The sequence below is a fragment of the Kitasatospora sp. NPDC096128 genome, assembly GCF_040303105.1.
In the GTDB taxonomy this organism is placed as follows: Bacteria; Actinomycetota; Actinomycetes; order Streptomycetales; family Streptomycetaceae; genus Kitasatospora.
Map to the genome: position 1 here is coordinate 63,851 of NZ_JBEOSP010000036.1, position 21,699 is coordinate 85,549.

The 21,699-nt window shown below is 74.5% G+C and carries 20 protein-coding genes; 14 read left to right on the forward strand and 6 right to left on the reverse strand.

The genetic code is table 11. The features are described from left to right. Positions 1–102: 102 nt before the first annotated feature. The 5 genes from ABTY61_RS31605 (at position 103) to ABTY61_RS31625 (ending at position 8,024) form a co-directional block, all read left to right on the forward strand. The gene (locus tag ABTY61_RS31605) at positions 103–2,460 is read left to right on the forward strand and encodes a hypothetical protein (RefSeq protein WP_350508548.1); all 2,358 of its coding nucleotides are present in this window, start codon (positions 103–105) and stop codon (positions 2,458–2,460) included. Between the two features lie 144 nt (positions 2,461–2,604). Next, a complete protein-coding gene (locus ABTY61_RS31610) occupies positions 2,605–3,258 on the forward strand; it encodes a DedA family protein (RefSeq protein WP_350508549.1) in 654 nt (217 codons plus the stop codon). A 117-nt stretch (positions 3,259–3,375) separates the two neighbouring features. Next, positions 3,376–5,286: a threonine/serine exporter family protein gene (locus ABTY61_RS31615; protein ID WP_350508550.1), complete on the forward strand. Its 1,911-nt coding sequence runs from the start codon at positions 3,376–3,378 to the stop codon at positions 5,284–5,286. A 130-nt stretch (positions 5,287–5,416) separates the two neighbouring features. After that, complete coding sequence (locus ABTY61_RS31620) at positions 5,417–6,502, forward strand: hypothetical protein (protein ID WP_350508551.1); 1,086 nt, start codon at positions 5,417–5,419, stop codon at positions 6,500–6,502. 244 nt (positions 6,503–6,746) lie between these two features. Further along, positions 6,747–8,024 (forward strand): C40 family peptidase, encoded by a 1,278-nt coding sequence (locus ABTY61_RS31625; protein ID WP_350508552.1) that lies wholly within the window; start codon positions 6,747–6,749, stop codon positions 8,022–8,024. Here the strand turns inward: ABTY61_RS31625 and ABTY61_RS31630 are convergent. Then, positions 8,009–8,155 (reverse strand): hypothetical protein, encoded by a 147-nt coding sequence (locus ABTY61_RS31630; RefSeq protein ID WP_350508553.1) that lies wholly within the window; start codon positions 8,153–8,155, stop codon positions 8,009–8,011. The two genes, ABTY61_RS31625 and ABTY61_RS31630, sit on opposite strands and share 16 nt — an antisense overlap. A 126-nt stretch (positions 8,156–8,281) precedes the next feature. On the opposite strand from ABTY61_RS31630, the gene ABTY61_RS31635 reads away from it, so the two are divergent. Beyond that, positions 8,282–8,800: a GNAT family N-acetyltransferase gene (locus ABTY61_RS31635; RefSeq protein WP_350508554.1), complete on the forward strand. Its 519-nt coding sequence runs from the start codon at positions 8,282–8,284 to the stop codon at positions 8,798–8,800. Positions 8,801–8,841: 41 nt separating this feature from the next. Beyond that, positions 8,842–10,122 carry a GNAT family N-acetyltransferase gene (locus ABTY61_RS31640; protein ID WP_350508555.1) on the forward strand — a complete coding sequence of 427 codons (1,281 nt, stop codon included), beginning with the start codon at positions 8,842–8,844 and terminating at the stop codon, positions 10,120–10,122. A 107-nt stretch (positions 10,123–10,229) separates the two neighbouring features. On the opposite strand, the gene ABTY61_RS31645 is transcribed toward ABTY61_RS31640, so the two are convergent. Both ABTY61_RS31645 and ABTY61_RS31650 read right to left on the reverse strand, forming a co-directional pair. Next, on the reverse strand, positions 10,230–11,036 hold the full coding sequence (locus ABTY61_RS31645) for a TetR/AcrR family transcriptional regulator (RefSeq protein ID WP_502895460.1): 807 nt from the start codon (positions 11,034–11,036) through the stop codon (positions 10,230–10,232). A 4-nt stretch (positions 11,037–11,040) separates the two neighbouring features. Next, complete coding sequence (locus ABTY61_RS31650; RefSeq protein WP_350508557.1) at positions 11,041–11,190, reverse strand: hypothetical protein; 150 nt, start codon at positions 11,188–11,190, stop codon at positions 11,041–11,043. A gap of 32 nt (positions 11,191–11,222) precedes the next feature. On the opposite strand from ABTY61_RS31650, the gene ABTY61_RS31655 reads away from it, so the two are divergent. Continuing rightward, entirely contained in the window at positions 11,223–11,786 is a 564-nt protein-coding gene (locus ABTY61_RS31655) for a GNAT family N-acetyltransferase (RefSeq protein WP_350508558.1), read from the forward strand. Here ABTY61_RS31655 and ABTY61_RS31660 read toward each other — a convergent pair. Together ABTY61_RS31660 and ABTY61_RS31665 are read right to left on the reverse strand one after the other, a co-directional pair. Continuing rightward, positions 11,771–12,250: a macro domain-containing protein gene (locus ABTY61_RS31660; protein ID WP_350508559.1), complete on the reverse strand. Its 480-nt coding sequence runs from the start codon at positions 12,248–12,250 to the stop codon at positions 11,771–11,773. The genes ABTY61_RS31655 and ABTY61_RS31660 overlap by 16 nt on opposite strands. A 9-nt stretch (positions 12,251–12,259) precedes the next feature. Further along, entirely contained in the window at positions 12,260–13,513 is a 1,254-nt protein-coding gene (locus ABTY61_RS31665; RefSeq protein WP_350508560.1) for an MFS transporter, read from the reverse strand. Positions 13,514–13,631: 118 nt separating this feature from the next. Here ABTY61_RS31665 and ABTY61_RS31670 point away from each other — a divergent pair, with 118 nt between their 5' ends. Beyond that, positions 13,632–14,648 carry a LysR family transcriptional regulator gene (locus tag ABTY61_RS31670; RefSeq protein WP_350508561.1) on the forward strand — a complete coding sequence of 339 codons (1,017 nt, stop codon included), beginning with the start codon at positions 13,632–13,634 and terminating at the stop codon, positions 14,646–14,648. Positions 14,649–14,699: 51 nt separating this feature from the next. Here the strand turns inward: ABTY61_RS31670 and ABTY61_RS31675 are convergent, their stop codons facing one another. Further along, entirely contained in the window at positions 14,700–15,302 is a 603-nt protein-coding gene (locus ABTY61_RS31675) for a YceI family protein (protein WP_350508562.1), read from the reverse strand. 216 nt (positions 15,303–15,518) lie between these two features. Here ABTY61_RS31675 and ABTY61_RS31680 point away from each other — a divergent pair, with 216 nt between their 5' ends. The 5 genes from ABTY61_RS31680 (at position 15,519) to ABTY61_RS31700 (ending at position 21,698) form a co-directional block, all read left to right on the forward strand. Then, positions 15,519–18,665 (forward strand): SNF2-related protein, encoded by a 3,147-nt coding sequence (locus ABTY61_RS31680; protein WP_350508563.1) that lies wholly within the window; start codon positions 15,519–15,521, stop codon positions 18,663–18,665. After that, a complete protein-coding gene (locus ABTY61_RS31685) occupies positions 18,662–18,862 on the forward strand; it encodes a hypothetical protein (RefSeq protein WP_350508564.1) in 201 nt (66 codons plus the stop codon). Before ABTY61_RS31680 ends, ABTY61_RS31685 begins: the two co-directional genes overlap by 4 nt. 38 nt (positions 18,863–18,900) lie before the next feature. Then, the gene (locus ABTY61_RS31690; protein ID WP_350508565.1) at positions 18,901–19,782 is read left to right on the forward strand and encodes an RNA polymerase sigma-70 factor; all 882 of its coding nucleotides are present in this window, start codon (positions 18,901–18,903) and stop codon (positions 19,780–19,782) included. Positions 19,783–19,816: 34 nt separating this feature from the next. After that, positions 19,817–20,890: a DNA polymerase III subunit beta family protein gene (locus ABTY61_RS31695; RefSeq protein ID WP_350508566.1), complete on the forward strand. Its 1,074-nt coding sequence runs from the start codon at positions 19,817–19,819 to the stop codon at positions 20,888–20,890. A 400-nt stretch (positions 20,891–21,290) separates the two neighbouring features. After that, positions 21,291–21,698 (forward strand): helix-turn-helix domain-containing protein, encoded by a 408-nt coding sequence (locus ABTY61_RS31700; RefSeq protein WP_350508567.1) that lies wholly within the window; start codon positions 21,291–21,293, stop codon positions 21,696–21,698. Position 21,699: the final 1 nt, after the last annotated feature.

Sequence of the window (21,699 nt, forward strand, 5' to 3'; positions counted from 1 at the left end):
GGCGAACGGCCCGACGGGCACCGGCCCGACGGGCACCGGGGCGCACGGATCGCCCACGGCCCACGGCAGAACACCCATCAGCACGACGCAGGGGAAGCAGGCATGACCACCGACATCTGGGCCTGGGTGCGCGACACCCACCAGCAGCTGCGCGAGGCCGGCCACGAGCGGCTCGCCGACGCGATCTACGAGCTGCCCGAACACGCCACCGAGGGCCGCAACGAGCAGCTCGACGCGGTCTACCCGGAGGCGGTCGCCGCCGCGCGGGCCCTCGGTCTGCCCTGGGTCGAGGTGTACCTGCGGCACTGGCGGATGCAGAACCTGCTGAACAAGCGCCAGCAGGGCGAGTCGGTCATGCCCGAGGCGGTCGACCTGCTGGAGTTCGCCCACCGGGAGGAGACGGCCGGCTGCCCGCAGTCCGTCTGCGTGGTGCAGGACTTCGCGATCTGCCACGCCCGGGTCGACGGGCCCGGGTACGTGACCGAGCGACTGGAGGTGGTCGGCGAGACGCTGGAGCGGATCGAGCCCGGCCGGGCCTGCTACGACTGCCTCTCCCGCGAGTACTCCGACGCCCTGGAGGACGACGGCCGGGCCGCCGACGCGCTCGCCCACCTGGACACCGCCGCCGCCCGGATGCAGGCCGCCGGCCAGCAGGTCTCGCTGCGCTTCCACCGCGCCCGGGCCGGCACCCTGCACCTGCTGGGCCGGCACGAGGAGGTGCTCGCCCTGCTGGACACCACCGATCGCGCCACCCGGGCCCGGGGCGAGGAACTCGACGAGAGCGACCAGCGCTGGGGCGCCCTGCTGCGGGCCCGCGCGCACGCCTCGCTCGGGCGGACGGAGGAGGCCCTCGCCCTGCTGCCGGCCCGGGCCGAGGCCGAGCGCCACGCCGACCTGCGCGAGACCTGGACCCGGACGGTCGAGCTGCTGGTCGCGGCCGGGGCCTGGGAGAACGACGCCGAGCTGGGCGCCGTGCTGGCCGGCTGGGTCGGCTACCTGGACGGCACCGGCTCGCACCGCCCCTGCGTGGACCTGCTGCTGGCGGCGGGCCGGCTGGCCCTCGCCCGCGGCGCCCGTACGGTCGCGCTCACCCTCGCGGCCACCGGGGAGCGCAAGCTGACCCGGCTGCGCCGCACCGAGGGCGTGGCCGGGGAGGTCGCCGCCCTGCGCGCGGCTGCCGAGGCGCTGCCGGTGCCCGAACTGCCCGTCGCACCGGATGAGTTGCTCGCTCACCTGGCCGAGGCCGAGCTGCCCGTCGAGCACGGCGCCGATCTGCTCTCCGCCGCCCTGGACCGGTACCGGGGCGAGCCCGGGGGCGCCACCGAGCTGGCCGTGCTGCTGGCCACCGTGCTCGGCGGCCTGGGCCACGCCAGGGCCGCCGCCGACCTGCTGTGGCAGCGGCTGGACGCCGACCCGGGCAGCGAGGACCTGGTCGGCACGCTCGGCCAGGCCCTGATCGAGGCCGGGGACGCCGAGGGAATCCGCCGCCTCGCCGACCGGCTGGCCGCGACCGCCCCGGCCGACGCGCACTGGATCCGCGCCCGCTGGGCCGCCGCCGAGGGCCGCTGGGCCGAGGTGCTGGAGCAGTGCGGGGCGATCCTGGCGCTCGAGGCGAGCCGGATCAACACCCGCCGGCTGGCCGCGGCCGCCGCGACCGAACTGGGCGACCACGCCACCGCGCAGCGCCTCTACCAGGAGCTGCTGGAGCACGCGCTGTCCGTCGAGGAGGCGGGGGAGGAGCAGCTCCACCGGACGGTCCAGGAGCCCGACCTCTGGCACCTGATCACCGCGGCCAGCGCCAACCGGGACTGGGCCGTGGTCCGCTCCACCGGCGCCCGGATCGGCATCGAGTTCGACGAGCCCGAGGGCCCGGTGGACGAGGAGTGGCAGCTGATCACCGTCCGCGCCACCCGCACCAACGGCACGACGGCCGACCTGCCCGCCGTCCGGACCGGCCCGGCCACCGCCCGGATCCTGCCGGTGCTCGGCGAGGACCTGACGCTCAACCACGGCGACGTGGTGGTCTTCGCCCCCGCCCTGCTCGAGGGTCGGCCGGCCGAGGACGCCCCCGAGGAGGAGCGGGAGAACTGGCGCCCGGTCTTCGCCGTGCTGACCCTGCTCGACCCGGCGGGCTTCACCACGTACTGGATCGACGGCGCCTGGCCCGGCGACGAGGCCTGGTCCGGGTTCCGGGACGGCCTGCGGACGGCCGGCTATGCGGTCTGGGCGTACAGCGGGGAGCAGTACCGGATCACCGACCCGGCGGAGGACGGCGAGACGCTGCCCGGCGTCTACGCCGCCCTCGGCGTTCCGCCGACCGCCTCGGCGGAGGCCGCCGACGCGCTGCTGCACCGGCTCACGGCCGGCTGGGCGCACCCGCTCGCCTGGCCCGGCCTGGCCGAGGCGGCCGGCGCGGACCTCGGCCGGCACACCGGGATCGTCGAGCGCTACGACCTCTGAGCCTGCGGGCGCCCCGGTTCCCCGACCCGGGCAGCCCCCACGCGGGGGCTGCCCGGGTCGGGGAACCATCCCGCACCCCGACGAGTCTTTGTCATTGCTTTACCATGACATTGCCAAGACTCGACCTCCAGGAGTGCCCGCACCGTGACCAGCATCGCCCTCGGCCCGTCCTGGCTCGATCCGACCACCCTGATCTCCGCCTTCGGCCTGATCGGCATCCTGGCCATCGTCTTCGCCGAGTCCGGGCTGCTGATCGGCTTCTTCCTCCCCGGCGACTCGCTGCTGTTCACCACCGGCCTGCTGGTGGCCGGCGGCAGCTACCTGCACCAGCCGCTCTGGCTGGTCTGCGCGCTGATCGTGCTGGCCGCGATCGCCGGGGACCAGGTCGGATACCTGTTCGGCCGGAAGGTCGGTCCGAGCCTGTTCCGGCGCCCCGACTCCAGGGTCTTCAAGCAGGAGAACGTCGAGAAGGCCGCCGCCTTCTTCGACCGGCACGGCCCCAAGGCGATCGTGCTGGCCCGCTTCGTGCCGATCGTGCGCACCTTCACCCCGATCGTGGCCGGGGTGAGCAGGATGAACTACCGCGGCTTCGTGCTGTTCAACGTGGTCGGCGGGGTGCTGTGGGGCGCCGGGGTCACCGTGCTCGGCTACTTCCTGGGCCGGATCCCCTTCGTCCGGGACAACATCGAGGCGATCCTGGTCGGCATCGTGCTGGTCTCGGTGGTCCCGGTGGTGGTCGAACTGCTCCGGGCCCGCCGGTCCGGAGCGGCCGACGCCGCAGGCCACCGCGCCGGGTAGGCGTCCGGGGGTTCTGCCGCGGGACGTCCCGTACATGTGCGTCCGGCTGTTCGATCAGGCAAGGTGTACCCGAGATCGAACGGTGGCGGCGGCCACCAGGGGCGGCAAGGAGCGGAAGTGCCTAAGCGGGGCCGACCGGGTGCGGGCAAGCGGGCGAGGGGAGGCCGGGCGGTCCGCCAGGTGCGGCAGGCGCCGCCGAAGCCGGTGCACCCCGCCGAGGCACCGCCCACCGAGGGCCTGCTCGGCCACCCGGCCCCGATCGTCGAGCCCACCACCGTGGTGCCGCTCGTACCGCCCATCACGGAGACCAAGGGGCTGCTGAACCCCGAGCGGCAGCCGGAGCGGGAGCCCTCGCCCCAGCCCGCTCCGGAGCCGCACCCCGAGCTGACCATCGACCTGCGGCCCCGGGACCCGGGCGCCGAACAGCGCCCGTCCGCCGAGCGCCCGTCCGCCGAGCGCCCGTCCGCCGAGCGCCCGGCGCCCGCCCGACCGGCCCGCCGCCGCTCGGTCGCCGAGGACACCCTCACCCCCGAGGAGTGGCGCGAAGCCGGCTACACCCCGCCCACCGGCATCCCGATCCCCGAGCTGACCACCGGCGCCCCCGGCGAGGCGCCCTGGCCGGACCGGATGCGCACCCTGCTGCGCACCCCGATGTCCGAGCGCCCCGCCTTCGAGCGCACCGCCCGCGAGATGCACCCCTCCGCGGCCGCCGCCCGCAACGTCCCCCGGATCCTCGACCTGACGCTGCGCATCGGCGAGCTGCTGCTGGCCAGCGGCGAGGCCGCCGAGGACGTCGAGGCGGCCATGCTCGGCATCGCCCACGCCTATCGGTTGGACCGCTGCGAGCCGCAGGTCACCTTCACCCTGATCGGCATCTCGCACCAGCCCTCGCTGGTCGAGCCGCCGGTCACCGCCGACCGCGTGGTGCGCCGCCGCACCTCCGACTACACCCGGCTGAACGCGGTCTACCAGCTGGTCGCGGACATCACCGCGGAGAAGGTGACGGTCAACGACGCCTACCGCCGGCTGGCCGTGATCCGCCGCAACCGGCACCCGTACCCGGCCTGGTTCCTCGCCCTGACCACCGGCCTGCTGGCCGGCGCGGCGACCTTCCTGGTCGGCGGGCGGCTCGACGACAAGGCCTGGCTGGTCTTCGGCAGCGCCTTCGTCGCGGCCGTCCTCGGCGACCGGCTGGCCTCGGCGCTGGCCAAGCGCCGGCTGCCGGAGTTCTACCAGTTCGTGGCGGCCGCGATGCCGGCCGCCGCCTCCGGGATCATCCTGTCCTTCAACGACTGGGGCCTGCGCGGCTCGGTGGTGATCACCGGCGGTCTGTTCGCCCTGCTGCCCGGGCGCGCGCTGGTCGCCGCCGTCCAGGACGGCCTGACCGGCTTCTACATCACCGCCGCGGCCCGCCTGCTGGAAGTGATCTACCTGGTCGCGGGCATCGTGATCGGCGTGATCATGATCCTCTACCTGGGCGTCGGCTTCGAGGCGAAGCTCAAACCGGACGAGAGCCTGGTGGGCATCAGCTACCCGCCGGTCCAGATGATCGCCGCGATGGTGCTGACCCTGGCCTTCGCCACCCTGCTGCAGACCGACCGCCGCACCCTCGCCCTGGTCACCCTCAACAGCGGCATCGGCTGGGCCAGCTACGGCGCGCTGGTCTACAACGCGGGCGTCAACCCGATCGCGGCGACCGGGGTGGCGGCCGGTCTGGTCGGCCTCTTCGGCCAGCTGATGGCGCGGGCCCGCAACAGCTCGGCGCTGCCGTACGTCACCGCCGCGATCGGCCCGCTGATGCCGGGTTCGGCGCTCTACCTCGGGATGCTGGCCTTCGCCCAGGGGCACTCCAGCACCGGCCTGGTGTCGGTCTTCCGGGCGGCGGCGATCGCGATGGCGCTGGCCGTCGGGGTGAACCTCGGCGGGGAGGTCGCCCGGCTGTTCCTCAAGCTGCCGGTGGGCGCCGAGCTGCCCTCGCTCTACCCGGCGGTGCCGCGCCGGGCGGCCAAGCGCACCCGGGGGTTCTGACCGCGCGTTGAGCCCGGTACCGGGTTCCGGGTTCCGGTCGGGCGCCGCCCGGAACCGTGTTGGGCGGCTGTTGGGCCCCGGGCCATGTCACGGCAGGCAGGACGCAGGACCAGGAACGAAGGTAAGACCCATGACGACAATGCTGGACAGCTACCGCGAGCACATCGTCAACGCGCACAAGCAACCGCTGTTCCTGCTGCTGGTCGGCTTCATCACCTCCTTCGTCTTCATCCGGTTCAGCGTGCGGATGATCCGGGCCAAGGTGCGCTGGTGGCCCGGCAACGTCACCCCCGGCGGCCTGCACATCCACCACATGGTGTTCGGGCTGGGCTTCCTGCTGCTCGGCGGCATCGGGGTGTTCGCCACCTACGGCGGCACCCCGTGGATCGACTGGTTCGGGCTGGCCTTCGGCATCGGCTGCGGCCTGGTGCTGGACGAGTTCGCGCTGATCCTGCACCTGGACGACGTGTACTGGAGCGAACAGGGCCGCAAGTCGGTGGACGCGGTGATCTTCGGCATCCTGTTCACCGCCCTGCTGCTGATCGGGTACGTGCCGCTCGGCGTGGTGCCCGGCGAGGACACCCGGTGGGGCCTGATCACCGTGATCTCGGTGAACGCGCTGGCCTCGGTGATCACCCTGCTCAAGGGCAAGGTATGGACCGGCCTGCTCGGGATCATGATCCCCGGCCTGTCCTGGATCGGCGCGATCCGGCTGGCCCGCCCGAGCAGCCCGTGGGCCCGCTGGCGGTACACCACGCGCTCCCGCCGCCGGGCGCGTGCGCTGCGGCGCGAGCGCCTGCTGCACCGGCGTGCGGACCGCGCCCGCACCTGGCTCTTCGACCTGATCGCCGGCGCGCCCGACAAGGTGCCCGCCAACCACCCGGCCGCCCACCGGGTCGCCGAGCGGATGGCCGCCCGGGCCTCCGCCCACCTCGATGCGCACGCCGCCCGGGCGCTGGCCCGCCGCCAGGCGCGGCTGGCCGACCGCCGCTCGGCCGCGGCCGCCGGGGCGGCGGCGAAGGCGCCCGCGGCGCACCCGCAACCGGCCGAGGGGGCCTCCGGCGGCCTCCCGACCCGCTCGGCCGGGGCCCAGCGGCGCCGCCGCGCGGTCCGCGCCGGCCGCCACCGGACGTACGCGGTCGGCCCGACCGGCCAGGAACCCCGCCCCGGCCGACACCCCCATCTGCGGACGAAGACCCGCCGCATTCATCGTTAGTTCGCATACCCTTGACGCCCGAGCGGGACTGACGTCCGGTCAGATCATCGGATGGTCACCCGGCTGGCGGAGCGCGTTCGAGGTGTGAAATCCCTCGGAGTTGAGAACATGAGCGGCGAGTGACCGTTCTGTCACGTGATGGGATGATTCGTCGGATCCCCGCCGCCTCGACCACAGCCCTTGAGGCCGCGCGCCGCCAGGCATCCGCCGCCGTCCCCTCCGGACCCGTGAGAAGGGATGTCTCGTGGCACGCAGGATCCTGCCGACCCTCCTGTTGTCCCTCACCGCCCTGCTCGGGCTGCTCCCCGCCGCCCAGGCCGCCCCGGCGGACCCGGCAGAGGCCGAATCGGCGCAGGCGCAACCGCCGGCCGGCCAGGGCCCGTACCCCTCCACCGAGGAGATCGACCGCTCCCGCGCCGAGGCCGACGGCAAGGCCGTCTCGGCAGCCGCGCTGGAGACCGCGCTCACCGCCGCCCGCGCCGAACTCGACCGGGCCGGCCGCAGTGCCGAACAGGCCGTCGAGGCCTACAACGGCGCCCAGCTCGCCCTCACCCGGGCCCGCGCCGAGGAGACCGCCGCCAACCGGCGCGCGGCCGCCGCCGAGGCCGAGCGCTCCACGGCCGCCGACGACGCGGCCCGGCTCGCCGCCGAGACCTACCGGCAGGGCGCCGGTGCCGAACTGTCCGCCCTCAACGCCCTGCTCGGCGCCCACGGCCCGCGCGAGGCGGGCGACCGCGCCGCCGTGATCGGCGTGGTCAGCGCGCGCACCCGGCAGATCCTGGACGCCGCCACCTCCACGGCCGCCGCCGCCCGCAGTGCCTCCGCCGCCGCCCGCACCGCCACCACGGCCGCCGAGAAGGCCGCGACCGAGGTCGGCGCGGCCCGGACCAGGGCGGAGCAGCGGCTCGCCGCCCAGCAGACCGAGGTCGCCGCGGCCGGCCGGCGCCGGGAACAGCTGCTCACCGAACTCGCCGCCGCCCGGAACACCACCGTCGAGCTGGAGCGCCGACGGCACGAGGCGCTGGAGGCGATCGCCGCCCGCGAGGCGGAGGAGGCCGCTCGCGCCGCCGCCGAACAGGCCGCCCGCGAGGCCGAAGCCGCGTCGGCCGCCGCCGCCAAGGCCCAGGCGGCACCGCCCGGCGACCGCCCGTGGTCGGCCGAGGGCGCGGCCGCCGCGATCGCCTTCGCCCGCTCCAAGATCGGCCTGCCCTACATCTGGGGCGGCGAGGGGCCGGAGGGCTACGACTGCTCCGGGCTGACCATGATGGCCTGGCGCGAGGGCGGCAGACAGCTCAACCACTTCGCCGCCGACCAGTACGCCCAGTCCACCCCGGTCAGCTACCGCCAGCTGCGCCCCGGCGACCTGGTCTTCTGGACCGACACCGGCCGCTCCGCCGACATCCACCACGTCGGCCTCTACATCGGCGACGACCAGATGATCGAGGCCCCGCGGGTCGGCATGCCGGTCAAGCAGGCCAGCCTCTGGATCATGGGCACCCCGGACTACTACGCCCGGCCCTGAGCCCCGGTCGGCTCCTCGACGGAGGTCGGCGGCACCACGCCCCGCGCGGCCGCCGCCGGCGCCGGGTCGGGGGTGACCAGGGCGTCGACCGGCCGCAGGGCCACCTCCGGGGTGATCACGTACCTGGTCACGGCCTTCGGCCTCCTCACCCGGTGGGAACGGTCCACCGACCGGTGAACCCCGGAGCGCCGCCGCCCGGCGCCGCTGTCGGTGGCCTCGGTTAGCCTGACCGCTCCGACCACTCCCGGGGAGGCACTGTGCGGCTGCGGAACGTGGCAGCAGGCGACGTCGAGGCGTACGTCCGGATGCGCTGCGACGAGGCGATGATGGCCGAGCTGGGCGGGCCGCTGCCCCGGGAGAAGGTGGAGGCGCGGCTGCGCAAGGACCTCGCCCTGGTCGCGGAGGACGGCGCCTGGATCAAGGTGATCGTCCCGGACGACAGCGACGGGGCGGCCGGCGTGGTGACGCTCTGGCAGGACGACGAGGACGGCGTGACCGTCTCCGAGATCGGCTGGATGGTGCTGCCCGAGTTCCAGGGCCGCGGGCTGGCCAAGGCGGCCGTCCGCCGGGTGCTGGACGCCGCGGCGGCGGACGGCCGCTGGGGCGAGGTGCACGCCAACCCGGGGACCACCAACGGCCCGTCCAACGGGATCTGCCGCTCGCTCGGCTTCCGGCTGCTCGGCGAGCGGGACGTCGACTTCGGCGACCGGATCCTGCACACCAACCACTGGGTGGTGACGCCGGGCGAGCACCGCCGGGGGTCGGACACGGATTAAATCGGATGCTGCCCCCGGGGCACCGCCCGTACGGTGGCCCGATGCGCAACAACACTGATCGGACGGCCGCCGAGACCGTCAACGGGGTCCAGGTCCGGGCCGTCACCGTGGACGAAGTGGAGGAGTGGAACCGGGCGCTCAACTTCGGTTTCCTGCGCCCGCACGCGGGCGTCGCGCCGGACCTGCGCCGCCGGCAGCGGGAGCTCGGCCGGATGGTGGCCGGCTTCGACGGGGACCGTCAGATCGCCACCTTCCGCAGCTTCGACGTCGAGCTCACCGTTCCGGGCGGAGCCGTCGTCCAGGCCGACGCGATCACCAACGTCACGGTCAGTGCCACCCACCGGCGCCGGGGCCTGCTCAGCGCGATGATGCGGCGCGACCTCGCCGCCGCCGCCGAGCGCGGCTGCGCCGTCGCCATCCTGCTGGCCGCCGAGTACAACATCTACGGCCGGTTCGGCTTCGGCCCCGCCACCCGGGGCAGCGGCTGGGACATCGACCTGAGCCGCACCCGTGGTCTGCGCGAGGGCCTGCCGGGCGTGCCCGGCGGCCGGATCGACTTCGTGACGCTGGCCGAGCAGGCCGAGCTCGGCGCCGAACTGTACGACCGCTGGCGCCGCACCCAGCCGGGCGCGATCGCCCGCGACGAGATCTGGTGGGAGCGCCACACCAACCGCATCCAGGTGCCGGGCGACAGCTTCAAGGCCCCGTTCGCCGCCGTCCACCGGGACGCCGACGGCGCGGTCACCGGGATGGCCGTCTACAGCGTCGACAACAAGTGGGACGGCGCCCACCCCGACGCCACGCTCACCGTGGACGACTTCATCGCCCTCGACCTGCCCACCGCCGTCGAGCTGTGGCGCCTGGTGCTGAGCGTCGACTGGGTGCGCAAGGTCGTGGTGGAGGGCATCGCCCCCGACGACCCGCTGCCGCTGCTGCTCCAGGACCCGCGCGCGGCCACCCCGTGCAAGGAGAACGCCGACGCCATGTGGCTGCGGCTGCTGGACGTCGAGGCCGCCTTCGGCGCCCGCACGTACGGCGCGCCCGGCCGGGTGGTGCTGGAGGTCGAGGACCGGCTCGGCTACGCCTCCGGCCGGTTCGCGATCGAGGCCGCCGAGGACGGCACCGGCCGCTGCACCCGGACCGACGACGACGCCGATCTCGCCCTGGACGCAACCGAGTTGGGCTCGCTCTACCTGGGCGCCGAGACCGCCCCGCGGCTGGCCGCGGCCGCGCTGCTGACCGAGCTGCGCCCGGGTGCGGCGGCCGCCGCCGACCTGCTGCTGCGCACTCCGCTGCGGGCCTGGACGCCGACCGAGTTCTGAGCGCCGGAGTGACAGCGCCCGGAGTGACGGCGCCCGGAACGACGCCGGAGGCCGGCCCGCGCACCGCGGGCCGGCCTCCGGCGTTCGCAACTCACCTTCGCAAGTGCCTACTTGACGGCCGTCTTGCCGATCGTGGGCAGGATGAAGTCCTGGATCAGCCCCTTGGCGTCCCGCACGATCGGCCGGAACACCCGGTAGCGCGAGAGGTTGATCACCCGGGCGGCCATCGGCGTCGACCGCCGGACGAACTCCCTGGTCCGCTCGGTGTCCTCGGTCCGGTCGAAGACCCAGTAGAGGACCACGACCATCAGGTGCAGCCAGAGCACGTCGGGCAGCAGCTCGACCAGTTCGGCGTCCAACTTCGGCGCCAGCTCCGAGCCCTGGAGGACGTCTCGGAACAGGTCGACGGCCACCGCCCGGGCCGGGTGGGACTCGTTGGAGAACGGGCTGAGCGAGCTGGTCGGGTCGGCCGCCGTGCGGAAGAACTGGGCGGCGAACTCGTGGTACGGCGCGGCCGTGTCCAGCCAGGAGGTCAGTGCGATCTGCAGCCGCTCGGCGAAGTCCCGGGTGTGGGCCATGCGGAGCCTGGCCTCGGTCGCGTGGTCGTGGGTCATCCGGTCGTAGAACCCCTGGATCAGGAATTCCTTCGCGGAGAAGTAGTAGTAGGCGTTGCCGACCGACACGCCCGCCTCGGTGGCGATGGCGCGCATCGTGGTCTTCTCGTAGCCCCGTTCCTGGAACAGCCGCATGGCCGTCTCCAGGATCAGCGCCCGGGTCGCCTCGCTCTTGTCGGTCTTGGGCTGGGCCCGGCCGCCGGGCATGGGCCCACCGTCCGTGCCGGGTGCGGCCGAGGCGTCGGCCGCACCCTTCTCGCCGTCCGTTCGGTTCGTCGCTGCCAGGTCGTCCACAGGCATGAGCCTAACCGGAGACGAGGTTCCACCCGGTGTCGGTGTTGTCGGTGTTCGTGGCACCGGATGCCCCCTCCGCATCCGGTGCCACGTCCATCGCCCCCATCATTTCGAACGCGTTCAAAAACTTGGTAGGACTGTAGACCGTACGGTTGAACATGTTCAACTCCATCTCTGTGGGAGGCTCGTCACATGACCGGTCCAGAGCGGCACACCATTCGGCACGGCGGAGCGCAGGACGCCGCGGACATCGCGGACCTGCACACCGAGAGCTGGTGCACCGCTTACCGCGGGATCGTCCCCGACGAAGCGCTCGGGGACGGGCTCGGCGCCCAGCGGCGCGAGCTGTGGGAGCTGCGCCTGACGGTGGACTACGGAACGCCGGAGAACACGCCCGTCCTGCTGGTCGCCGAACGGGCCGGTGAACCGGTCGGATTCGTCTATCTGGTGCCGCAGCCCGACGGCCGGGTGCTGGTGGACAACCTGCACGTCCGCCCTGGCCTCACCGGCGGCGGTATCGGCCGCGACCTGCTGGCCGCCGCCCGCGCCGAGGTCGCCGAGCGGTTCCCCGGCGCCGAGCTGTACTTGGAGGTGCTGCGCGCCAACACCCGCGCGATCGCCTTCTACGAACGCGAGGGCGGCGAGCGGATCAGGGAGCAGGAGGGCGTGTTCCGGGGCGGGCACCTGTTGCCCGAGTACGTGTACGCCTGGTCGGCCGCGCCCGTCGGGCGGGCTGCCGGTCAGGCGACGTCGTAGACCGTCACCGGTACGCCGCGCACCGAAAGCCGGCCGGCCACCAGCGGCTCGACCCTCTCCCAGCGCCCGCCGGCCAGTCCGCAGCCGATCCGCGGCATGTGGACGGAGGCACCGAGTTCGAGCGCGCGCCCGCCCAGGGCGGCCAGTGCGGTGTCGATGGCCTCGTACCGCACCGGCACTCCGGTGGAGCGCCCGGTCCGGATGCCGCGCTGGCCGACCAGGTTGGCCACCCAGACGTACGGCTCGACCTGCACCAACTGCAGGGCGCCGAGGCCGAAGTCGTTCTTCGCCCGCTCCCGGTGCCAGCGTCGGAACGCCGCTTCGGGTTCGGGCCAGCGTCTGGAGAGCGCGAGCACGAAGCCCTTGCCCCAGCCGCCGAGGTCGTTGCAGACGTGCGCGATCACCTTCACGCCCTTGCCCTGGGGCGTGGTGGCATCGCCTCGGACGTAGGTGATTTCCGCCATGACTCGAAGTTAGACGGAGGCACTGACAACCCGCGCCCCATTTTCCGCGGCGCCGGACGACCGCAGGTGCCGCCGCCCGGTCAGCGCGATCAGCAGGGCGAGCGCGGCGGCCCCGGCGGGCAGGGCGTAGCCGGTGCCGGGCGCGGCCCGCTCGGCGAGCGTCCCGGCGAGCGCCGCCCCGGCCGAGATGCCGACCACGATGCCGGACACCGCCACCGCCATCCCCTCGTTGAACTGCCGCTGCGGCAACAGCTCCTGGACCAGCGTCATGCCGGTCACCATGGTCGGCGCGGTGGCCGTGCCGGCCGCGAACAGCGCCGCCCCGAGCACCACCGGCCCGGCCCCGCCGAGCCCGGCGGCGAGCGGCAGCAGCAGGACCGCGGCCATCGCCGTGACCCCGAGCAGGAAGCGCTCCCCGGGCGCCCGGCGCGGGCTCAGCAGCCCGAACAGCAGCCCCGCCAGGCAGGATCCGGCCGCGACCAGGCCCAGCAGCGGGCCGGCCGCCGCCTTGTGGCCGAGCGCGTCGGCGTAGGCGACGGTGGTGATCTCGGTCGCGCCGAAGACCATGCCGGTGGCGAGGAAGGTCAGCGTCAGCACCCGCAGTCCGGGCACCCGCAGCGGGGAGCCGTGCCGCTGCCCGGGCAACGGCCGGGCGGGCAGCGGCGGTTCGGTGCGTCGCTGGGCGGCGAACAGCAGGGCCCCGGTGCTGCCGAGGGTGCCTGCGGCGAGCAGCCCGGCCTCCGGGGCGACGGTGGTGCAGAGCAGCATCGCGAGCACCGGCCCCGCCATGAAGCAGAGTTCGTCCAGGGCCTGTTCGAAGGAGTTGGCCAGGTGCCGGGCGGCCTGGTCGTCCCGGTACAGGTGCGCCCAGCGGGCCCGGGCCATGCCGCCGAGGTTGGGGGCGGCGCAGGCGGCCCAGCAGAGGTACAGCGTCCAGTCCGGGGCGCCGAGGTGCACGCAGAGCAGCAGGGCGGCGAGCGGGAGGACGGTGTACAGCGCGGCCGGTACCGCGACCCGCGACTGCCCGTGGCGGTCCACCAGGCGGCCGAGCAGCGGCATCCCGATCGCGCCGGTGACCAGCCCGGCCGCCGAGACCGTCCCGGCCAGCGCGTACGAGCCGCGCCGTTCGGCGAGCAGCACCACCAGCGAGACGCCGTTCATCGACAGCGCGAGCCGGCCGAGCAGCCCGGCCAGGGTGAAAGCGGTGGCGCCGGGAGCCGCGAACAGCCGACGGTAGGAGGCGAGGAGGGCGCGCGAGGGCAATCGGGCTCCTGGGACGCAGGACGGAGGGGGGATGTGCCAAGCCTCGCGGCGCCTCCCGGCAGCCGTCCAACACCTGTTCCCGCCGCATCCACAACACCGTGTTGTTAATCTGCCGCCCATGCCCCGTGACCTGCACCCCCGCCTGCTCCGCGGCTTCGTCGCGACCGCCGAGACCCTGCACTTCGGCCGGGCCGCCGAGCGGCTGTACGTCGCCCAGCAGGCGCTCAGCCGGGACGTCCGCACCCTGGAGGGCCTACTCGGCGAGGCGCTGTTCACCCGCACCACCCGCAGCGTCGACCTCACCCCGGCCGGGCACCGGCTGCTGCCCGGCGCGCGCCGCCTGCTCGCCCTGCACGACGAACTGCTCGCCGGGTTCGGCAGCGGCGCCGGGGCCGCCGTCCGGCCGCTGCTGCTCGACCTCAACAGCGACGTCACCGGCCCGGACCTGACCGCCGACCGGGTGCTCGAACGGGCCCGCGCCGCCTGGCCGGAGGGCGAACTGCTGGCCCGCTTCCACGGCGGCCTGGCCGCGGCCGCCGCCGAACTGCTGGCGCACCGGCTGGACGCTTCCTTCGGCCGCTTCGCCGGACTGCCCGCGCCGGTGCGCGGCCGACTCGCCCAGCTGCCGGTGCGGTTGGAGCGGATCTCGGTGATGATGGCGGACACCCATCCGCTGGCCGCCCGCCCGGTGCTGCGCCCGGCGGACCTGGACGGGCACCCCGTCGACATCTGCGCGGGCAACCCGGCCACCACCGAGTGGGCCGACCTCGGCGCCCGGCTGCTGCGCGAGCACGGTCTGCGCGCGGCCGAGCCGTACGTGCCGCCGGTGGGCCTGGACGAGACCGCCCGCTACCTGGTCCGGCACGGCGACCCGATGCTGACCACGGTCGGCGGGCCGAGGATCCCGGGGGCGGTGAACATCCCGCTGGTGGACCCGGTGCCGCTGAGCCTGGTCAGCCTGGTGCACCGGCCGGGGGAGCGCCACCCGGGGCTGCGGGCGCTGGCCGCCGCAGCGGCTGAACTCGGCGCGGCCGAGGGATGGTTGGACTGCCCGGCGGGCAGCTGGCTGCCTCCGGCGGACGCGGCGCTGGTCGGAGCCGGGGAGCAGCACACCGCCCCTGCCTCGGGGGGATAGGCAGGGGCGGTGGGTCGGTGGCGGTCCGCGCCGGGACCGCGGGCGGCCGGGTCAGGCCGCCTTGACGGCGGAGATGTCGAAGCTGAGCTTGACCTTCTCGCCGATCAGCACGCCGCCGGTCTCCAGGGCCGCGTTGTAGGTCAGGCCGAAAGCGGTGCGGTCGACGACCGTCCTGCCCTCGAAGCCGACCCGCTCGGCGCCGTACGCGTCGGTGGCGCTGCCGGTGTAGTCGAGCTCCAGGACCACCGGGCGGGTGGTGTCCTTGATGGTGAGCTCGCCGGTCATCCGGTAGGAGTCGTCGCCGATCGCCTCGGCGGAGGTGCTGCGGAAGCGGATCTCCGGGTAGGTCTCGGCGGCGAAGAAGTCGCCGGTGCGCAGGTGCTCGTCGCGCTGGGCCTGGTTGGTGTCGACGCTGGCGACCTTGATCACGAGTTCGGCCGAGGAGTCGTGCGGACGGGCGCCGTCCAGGTGCAGCCTGCCCTCGTACTCGGTGAAGCGGCCCTTGACGTTGGTGACCATCGCGTGGCGGACCGCGAAGCCGATCTCGCTGTGGGTGGTGTCGATCGTCCAGTCGCCGGTCAGGTGCGACAGGTCCGGGCCGGCCGGGGTCTGGACGGCGACGGCGGTGGTCTTGGTGCGGTTGAACAGGCCCATGGCTCCTCCTCGGGTTCGAAGCCATTTGTTTAGGCTTCAACTTCTTGGCTCCACCGTACGACTCCTTCGTTCAAGTTTCAACCATGGCGGCCGGAGAACCCCCACCGAACCACCCGAACGGTCCAGCCGGGCGCCTCCGGGACGGCCCGACGGGCACTGTCCGACCCTCCGGCTAGGCTGCGAAGGACGGTTCCCACCCGCCCCGAGAGGCCCCGCATGTTCGTCCTGCACGCACTCTGGCGGGCGGACGGACGGCTGGCCCTCTGGGCCGAGGACGCCCGCGCCCACCCCGGCGCCACCGAACCCCACCCCGACCGGCCCGCCCCGCGCGCCCACCCCTACGCCTGCCCGGCCGGGAGCCTGGCCGCCGTGCTCGGCGGCATCGGGCCCGGCCTCGGCTGGCTCGCCGGACAGGCCCCCGAGCGCTGGGCCACCCTGCTGCTCCCCACCGTCGGCACCCTGCCCGCCCCCTCGCCCGACCTGCCGGTCACCCCGCCGCGCGGCGGCGCCGTGCTCGCCCCCTGGCGGGTGCCCGCGCTGCTCTTCGACGCCGGGGCCGCCGCCCAGCTGCTGGGCGAGATCCACGACCCGCACTGGGCCGTCACCGACACCGACCTGCCCGGCACCGGCCGGGTCGAGGTGGTCCACGCGCCCTCGCTGCGCTGGCTCACCGGGGTGCACGACCTCGCCTGGCGCTCGGTCGGCCGGGGCCGGGTGCTGCCCCTGCCCGTCCTCGCCGACGGCCGCCCCCGGGCCCGCTGGCGGCCCGACCCCACCCCGGCCGGGCGGCGCGAGGCCGCCGCCCTGGCGGCCGGCTGCCCGCCCGTCCTGCTCGGCGAGTGGCCGACCGGCGCCGGCACCGGCGAGGCGCTGCTGGACGCCGCCCTGGGCGCCCTGGTGGACGCCGAGGCCCGAGCCGCACTGGCCGACACCCCCTTCCCCGAGCCCGGCCACGGCCCGGCCGAGCGCTGGCTGCACGCCCTCACCACCCCCTCCGGCGAGGTCGACGCCCCGCCCGGGGAGATCGCCGAACTGCGCCGCCGGATCACCGACTGGTACGCCGCCGCCGAGCCCGCCGACCCCGCGCTACGGCTCTGCTTCCGCCTGGTCGAACCGCTCGGCCCGGCCGACGACGACCCCGAGGGCCTCCCCTCCGACGACGCCTGGCAACTCGAGTTCCTGCTCCAGGCCGTCGACGAGCCCTCCCTGCTGGTCCGCGCCGCCGAGCTGCACGAGGGCGGCGCGGCGCACGCCGCCCTCGCCCGCAAGCTCGCGCAGACCGAGCCCGCCGGCCCGACCGACGTCCTGGTCGCCGAACTCGCCCGCGCCGCCCACCGCTGGCCCGCCCTGGACGGGCTGCGCCACCGCTCCCGCCCGGCCGTCCTGCCGCTCGACCGCACCGGCGCGCTCGACTTCCTGCGCACCGCCGCGCCCGCCCTGGCCGAGGCCGGCTTCGGCGTACTGCTGCCCGCCTGGTGGCGCCGCCGCCCCCGGCTGGGGCTCGCCCTGCGCGCCACCACCCCGCCCGCGCCCGGCACCCTCGCCGTCACCAGCCAGGTCGACCGGGACGCCGTGGTCGCCTTCCGCTGGCAGGCCGCCCTCGGCCCGGACGGCACCCCGCTCACCGAACAGGAACTCGCCGAACTGGCCGCCGCCAAGCAGGGGCTGGTGCGGGTCCGGGGCGCCTGGCTGGAAGCCGACCCGGCCCAGATCGCCGCCGCGCTGGCCTTCCTCGCCGAGCAGCGGGACGGCCTGCTGGCCGCCGCCGACCTGCTGCGGCTCGCCCTCGACCCGGAGGCGACGGTCGCCGGGCTGCCGGTCGCCGGCGTCCGGGTGGACGGCCCGCTCGGCGACCTGATCGCCGGAACCGCCGCCACCACCACCCCCGAAGTCCCGCCCCTGCCGGCGGACTTCCACGCCGAACTCCGCCCCTACCAGCGGCGCGGACTGGCCTGGCTGAAGACGATGTCGGACCTCGGCCTCGGCGCCGTCCTCGCCGACGACATGGGCCTCGGCAAGACCGTCCAGACCCTCGCCCTGCTCGCCGCCGAACGCTCCGAGGGCACCGCCGCCCCCACCCTCCTGGTCTGCCCGATGTCCCTGGTCGGCAACTGGCAACGCGAGGCCGAGCGCTTCGCCCCCGGCCTGCGCCGCTACGTCCACCACGGCGCCGCCCGGCTCGGGGCAAGCCGACTCGCAAACGCCGTAAAAGGAATGGACCTGGTCATCACCACCTACGGGCTGGTCCAGCGCGACCTCGCCGCCCTCCGCGCGATCCGCTGGCACCGGGTCGTCGCCGACGAGGCGCAGCACATCAAGAACACCGGCACCGCCCAGTCCCGGGCGATCCGCGCCCTGCCCGTGGCCCGGCACCGGATCGCCCTGACCGGCACCCCGGTGGAGAACCGGCTCGCCGAGCTGCACGCCGTGCTGGACTTCGCCAACCCCGGCCTGCTCGGCCCGGCCGAGCGCTTCAAGGAGCGCTACGCCATTCCGGTCGAACTGCACCGCAGCCCCGAACGCACCGCCGAACTCCGGCGCCGGACCGCCCCGTTCGTGCTGCGCCGGCTCAAGTCGGACCCAGCCGTGGCGGCCGAGCTGCCCGCCAAGCAGGAGATGACCGTCTGGTGCAACCTGACCGCCGAACAGGCCGGCCTCTACCAGGCGGTGGTCGCCGACCTGCTCCAGCGGGTGGAGGGCATCCGGGGCGTGGAGCGGCGCGGCACGGTGCTGGCCGCCATCGGCAAGCTCAAGCAGGTCTGCAACCACCCGGCCCAACTGCTGCACGACGGTTCCCCGTTGGGCGAGCGCTCGGGCAAGGTCGCCCGCCTCGCCGAGCTGCTCGAAGAGGCCCTGGCGGAGGGGGACCGCACGCTGGTCTTCACCCAGTACGCCGAGTTCGGCACCATGCTCCGCCCGTACCTGGAGCGCCGCCTCGGCGAGGAGGTCCTCCACCTGCACGGCGGCGTCCCCCGTACCCGCCGCGAGGAACTGGTCGAGCGCTTCCAATCCCCGGACGGCCCGAGGGTCTTCCTCCTCTCCCTCCGGGCCGGCGGCACCGGCCTCAACCTCACCGCCGCCAACCAGGTGATCCACCTGGACCGCTGGTGGAACCCGGCGGTCGAGGAGCAGGCCACCGACCGGGCCTTCCGGATCGGCCAGCGCCGCGACGTCCAGGTCCGCCGACTGGTCTGCGTCGGCACCGTCGAGGAGCGGATCGACGAAATCCTCACCGCCAAACGCTCGTTGGCCGAAAGCGTGGTGAGCACGGGGGAGCAACGGCTCACCGACCTCCCCGTCGAAGCCCTGCGCGAACTCATCGCCCTCACCCGTGAGGACGCCGTCGCAGAGGAGGACGCATGACCGACCGGACACCACCCCCGAAGACCCCGATGATCAACGTCGCCGCCTACTGGCGCGGCGACTTCACCCTGCCGCAGACCCCGGACGAAGAGCCGGACGAGCCCTCGCTGCGCCGCCTCGGCCGCTCCGGCATCACCGTCCACGGCCGCGACCTGGCAACCCTCCTCGCCCCCGCCTACGAAACCTTCCGCTCCTGAAGCCGCCCCACCCCGGACCTTGCGATAGCGTCCCGACCGTGACCGACACCCCCGACACCCGCCTCGCCGCCTTCGAACAGCACCGGCGGATGGTCTTCGGCATCGCCTACCGGATGCTCGGCAGCGTCGCCGACGCCGAGGACCTGGTCCAGGACACCTGGCTGCGCTGGAGCGGAGTCACCGGCCCGATCGCCAGCCCCGCCGGCTACCTCGCCCGTACGGTCACCAACCTCGCCCTCAACCGCCTGGACTCGGCCGCCGTCCGCCGCGAGTCCTACGTCGGCCCCTGGCTGCCCGAGCCGCTGGTCACCGAGCCCGACGCCACCGACGGCGTCGAGCGCGCCGAGAGCGTCTCGCTCGCCCTCCTGGTCGTGCTGGAGAGCCTATCCCCGCTGGAGCGGGCGGTGTTCGTCCTCAAGGAGGCCTTCGGCTTCTCCTACCTGGAGATCGCCGAGGCCCTGGACCGCACCGAGGCGGCCTGCCGCCAGGTCGGCAGCCGGGCCAGGGCCCATGTGCGCGCCCGCCGCCCCCGCTACGACGCCCCGCCGACGCTGCGCCGCCGGGCCACCGACGAGTTCCTCGCCGCCTGCGTCGGCGGCGACCTCAACCGGATGCTCGAACTCCTCGCCCCCGACGTCACCACCTGGAGCGACGGCGGCGGAGTGATCCGCGCGGCCCTGCGCCCGGTCACCGGCGCCGACAACGTCGCCCGCTTCCTCCTCGGCGTGCTCGGCCGGCTGGGCGAGGCCGCAGCCGTCCGCCCCGTCCTGGTCAACGGCCAGCCCGGCGTGCTGATCACCGTGAACGGCGCTGTCGACTCCGTCTCCGTCCTCGACTTCACCGAGGGCCCGAACGGCGAGCCCCTGATCAGCTCGATCCACGCCGTCCGCAACCCGAACAAGCTCGCCCACCTCGCTTGACCCTCGACCAGGTCGAGCCCCGAGAGTCACCGGCATGGAGAGCGAGCTGCACAGCATCGGCGAACTGGCCCGCGCCAGCGGCCTGGGCGTCGGCACCCTGCGCTACTACGACGGGGCCGAGGTGCTCACCCCCGCCTGGGTCGACCCGCAGACCGGCTACCGCTGGTACCGGCCCGCCCAACTCGCCGACGCCCGGCTGCTGGTCCGGCTGCGCCGGGTCGGCCTGCCGCTGGCCGACATCCGCGCCGTCCTGTCCGGTCGCGACGCCGAACGCGTCCTCGACGCCCACCTGCGCCGTCTGGAGGACGGCCTGGTCGACGCCCGCCGCGAGCTCTCCCTGATCCGCACCACGATCGAACAGCGGGAGCACCCCATGACCACCACCCTGCGCCTCAGCGTCCGCGCCGACGGCCTGGCCGCCGCCCTGGACGCCGTCCGCTTCGCGGTCTGCGAGGACCCCGACCAACCCGCCCTGACCGGCGTGCTCTTCGAACCGGACGGCCCGGTGCTGCGCCTGGTCGCCACCGACCGCTACCGGATGGCCCTCGCCGAACTGCCCGCCATCGGCACCCCGCGACAGCCCGCCCCCGGCACCACCGTCCCCACCGCCCTGGTGGACGCCCTACGCGCCCTGCTGCCCACCACCCCCGCCGAGGTCACGCTCACCCTGGGCGCCGGCACCTTCCGCGCCGAAACCCCCGACCACCGCATCGAGGGCCCCGCACTCGACCTCGACTACCCCGACCACCGCGTCCTGACCCGCCTCGCCCCCCACCACCGCGTCACCCTCCCCGCCGCCGACCTCCGCACCGCCGTCGAGACCGGAGCCACCCGCACCCTCCCCTCCGGCCCCCAGGGCGCCGACTGCCAGGTCACCGTGTTGACCCTCACCGAAGACGGCCACCTCACCGTCACCGCCGACCCCACCCCCGAAGCCCTCCACATCGCCCTCAACCGCGACTTCCTCCTCGACGCCCTCCACGCCGCCCACCCCGAACAACTCCTCCTCGAACTCGGCGGCCCGATCGCCCCCCTCGCCATCCGCACCCCCGGTCGGACCGGCACCTACTCCGTCCTGATGCCCATCCGCCTCCCCGAAAGCCCCTGACCCACCACCCCACCCACCCGCACCAACCCACCCACCCCCACCACCCCACCCACCCACTCACCTGCACCAACCCCCTCCACCCCAACCACCCCCCACCCCCTCCCTCGCCCCAGGCGAGAGGGACGCGCTGCGGGAGGGGGCGGTGGAGGGGGTGGGTGCGGAGAGGGGCGTGACGGGTGATTTTCAGACCGCCAACGGCGCCCCACCATGTGCCCACAGGGTCGGCGGTCGGAAAATCATCCAGCCCCCGGAGCGCCCACCCCCGGAACCGCCCCCGGCGTCACCCACCCTCCCGAGAGCCCACCCCCACCCCCCAGCCCCGCGCAGCGGCCCCCACCCCCGCTAGCCCCCAGTTAGCACCCTGCTTGCAATTGCAAGCACAATCCCGCACCCTGTCCCCATGGCCTCACTGAACGTCGCCTCTCTGGGCGAGTACATCCGCGAGCAGCGCCGCAACGCGCAATACTCGCTGCGCCAGCTGGCGGAGGCCGCCGGCGTGTCCAACCCGTACCTCAGCCAGATCGAGCGAGGGTTGCGCAAGCCGAGCGCGGAGATCCTGCAGCAGATCGCGAAGGCGCTGCGGATCTCGGCGGAGACGCTGTACGTCCAGGCCGGGATCCTGGAGGAGCGGCGGGGCGAGGGCCTGGAGCTGCGGGCCTCGATCCTGGCCGATCCGCTGATCAACGAGCAGCAGAAGCAGGCGCTGCTCGCGGTCTACGACGCCTTCCTCAAGGAGAACGCCGCCTCGGGCTCCACCCCGACGACCGATGGCGCGGCCACCCAGAACACCCACCGGGAGGACCGGTAAC

Coding starts and splice junctions, on each gene's coding strand:
- ABTY61_RS31685 (WP_350508564.1), top strand. CDS start 18,662: ATGACCGACCGGACACCACCCCCGAAGACCCCGATGATCAACGTCGCC.
- ABTY61_RS31670 (WP_350508561.1), top strand. CDS start 13,632: ATGCCCCGTGACCTGCACCCCCGCCTGCTCCGCGGCTTCGTCGCGACC.
- ABTY61_RS31640 (WP_350508555.1), top strand. CDS start 8,842: ATGCGCAACAACACTGATCGGACGGCCGCCGAGACCGTCAACGGGGTC.
- ABTY61_RS31700 (WP_350508567.1), top strand. CDS start 21,291: ATGGCCTCACTGAACGTCGCCTCTCTGGGCGAGTACATCCGCGAGCAG.
- ABTY61_RS31655 (WP_350508558.1), top strand. CDS start 11,223: ATGACCGGTCCAGAGCGGCACACCATTCGGCACGGCGGAGCGCAGGAC.
- ABTY61_RS31675 (WP_350508562.1), bottom strand. CDS start 15,302: ATGGGCCTGTTCAACCGCACCAAGACCACCGCCGTCGCCGTCCAGACC.
- ABTY61_RS31620 (WP_350508551.1), top strand. CDS start 5,417: ATGACGACAATGCTGGACAGCTACCGCGAGCACATCGTCAACGCGCAC.
- ABTY61_RS31695 (WP_350508566.1), top strand. CDS start 19,817: ATGGAGAGCGAGCTGCACAGCATCGGCGAACTGGCCCGCGCCAGCGGC.
- ABTY61_RS31645 (WP_502895460.1), bottom strand. CDS start 11,036: ATGCCTGTGGACGACCTGGCAGCGACGAACCGAACGGACGGCGAGAAG.
- ABTY61_RS31605 (WP_350508548.1), top strand. CDS start 103: ATGACCACCGACATCTGGGCCTGGGTGCGCGACACCCACCAGCAGCTG.
- ABTY61_RS31680 (WP_350508563.1), top strand. CDS start 15,519: ATGTTCGTCCTGCACGCACTCTGGCGGGCGGACGGACGGCTGGCCCTC.
- ABTY61_RS31660 (WP_350508559.1), bottom strand. CDS start 12,250: ATGGCGGAAATCACCTACGTCCGAGGCGATGCCACCACGCCCCAGGGC.
- ABTY61_RS31650 (WP_350508557.1), bottom strand. CDS start 11,190: ATGTTCAACCGTACGGTCTACAGTCCTACCAAGTTTTTGAACGCGTTC.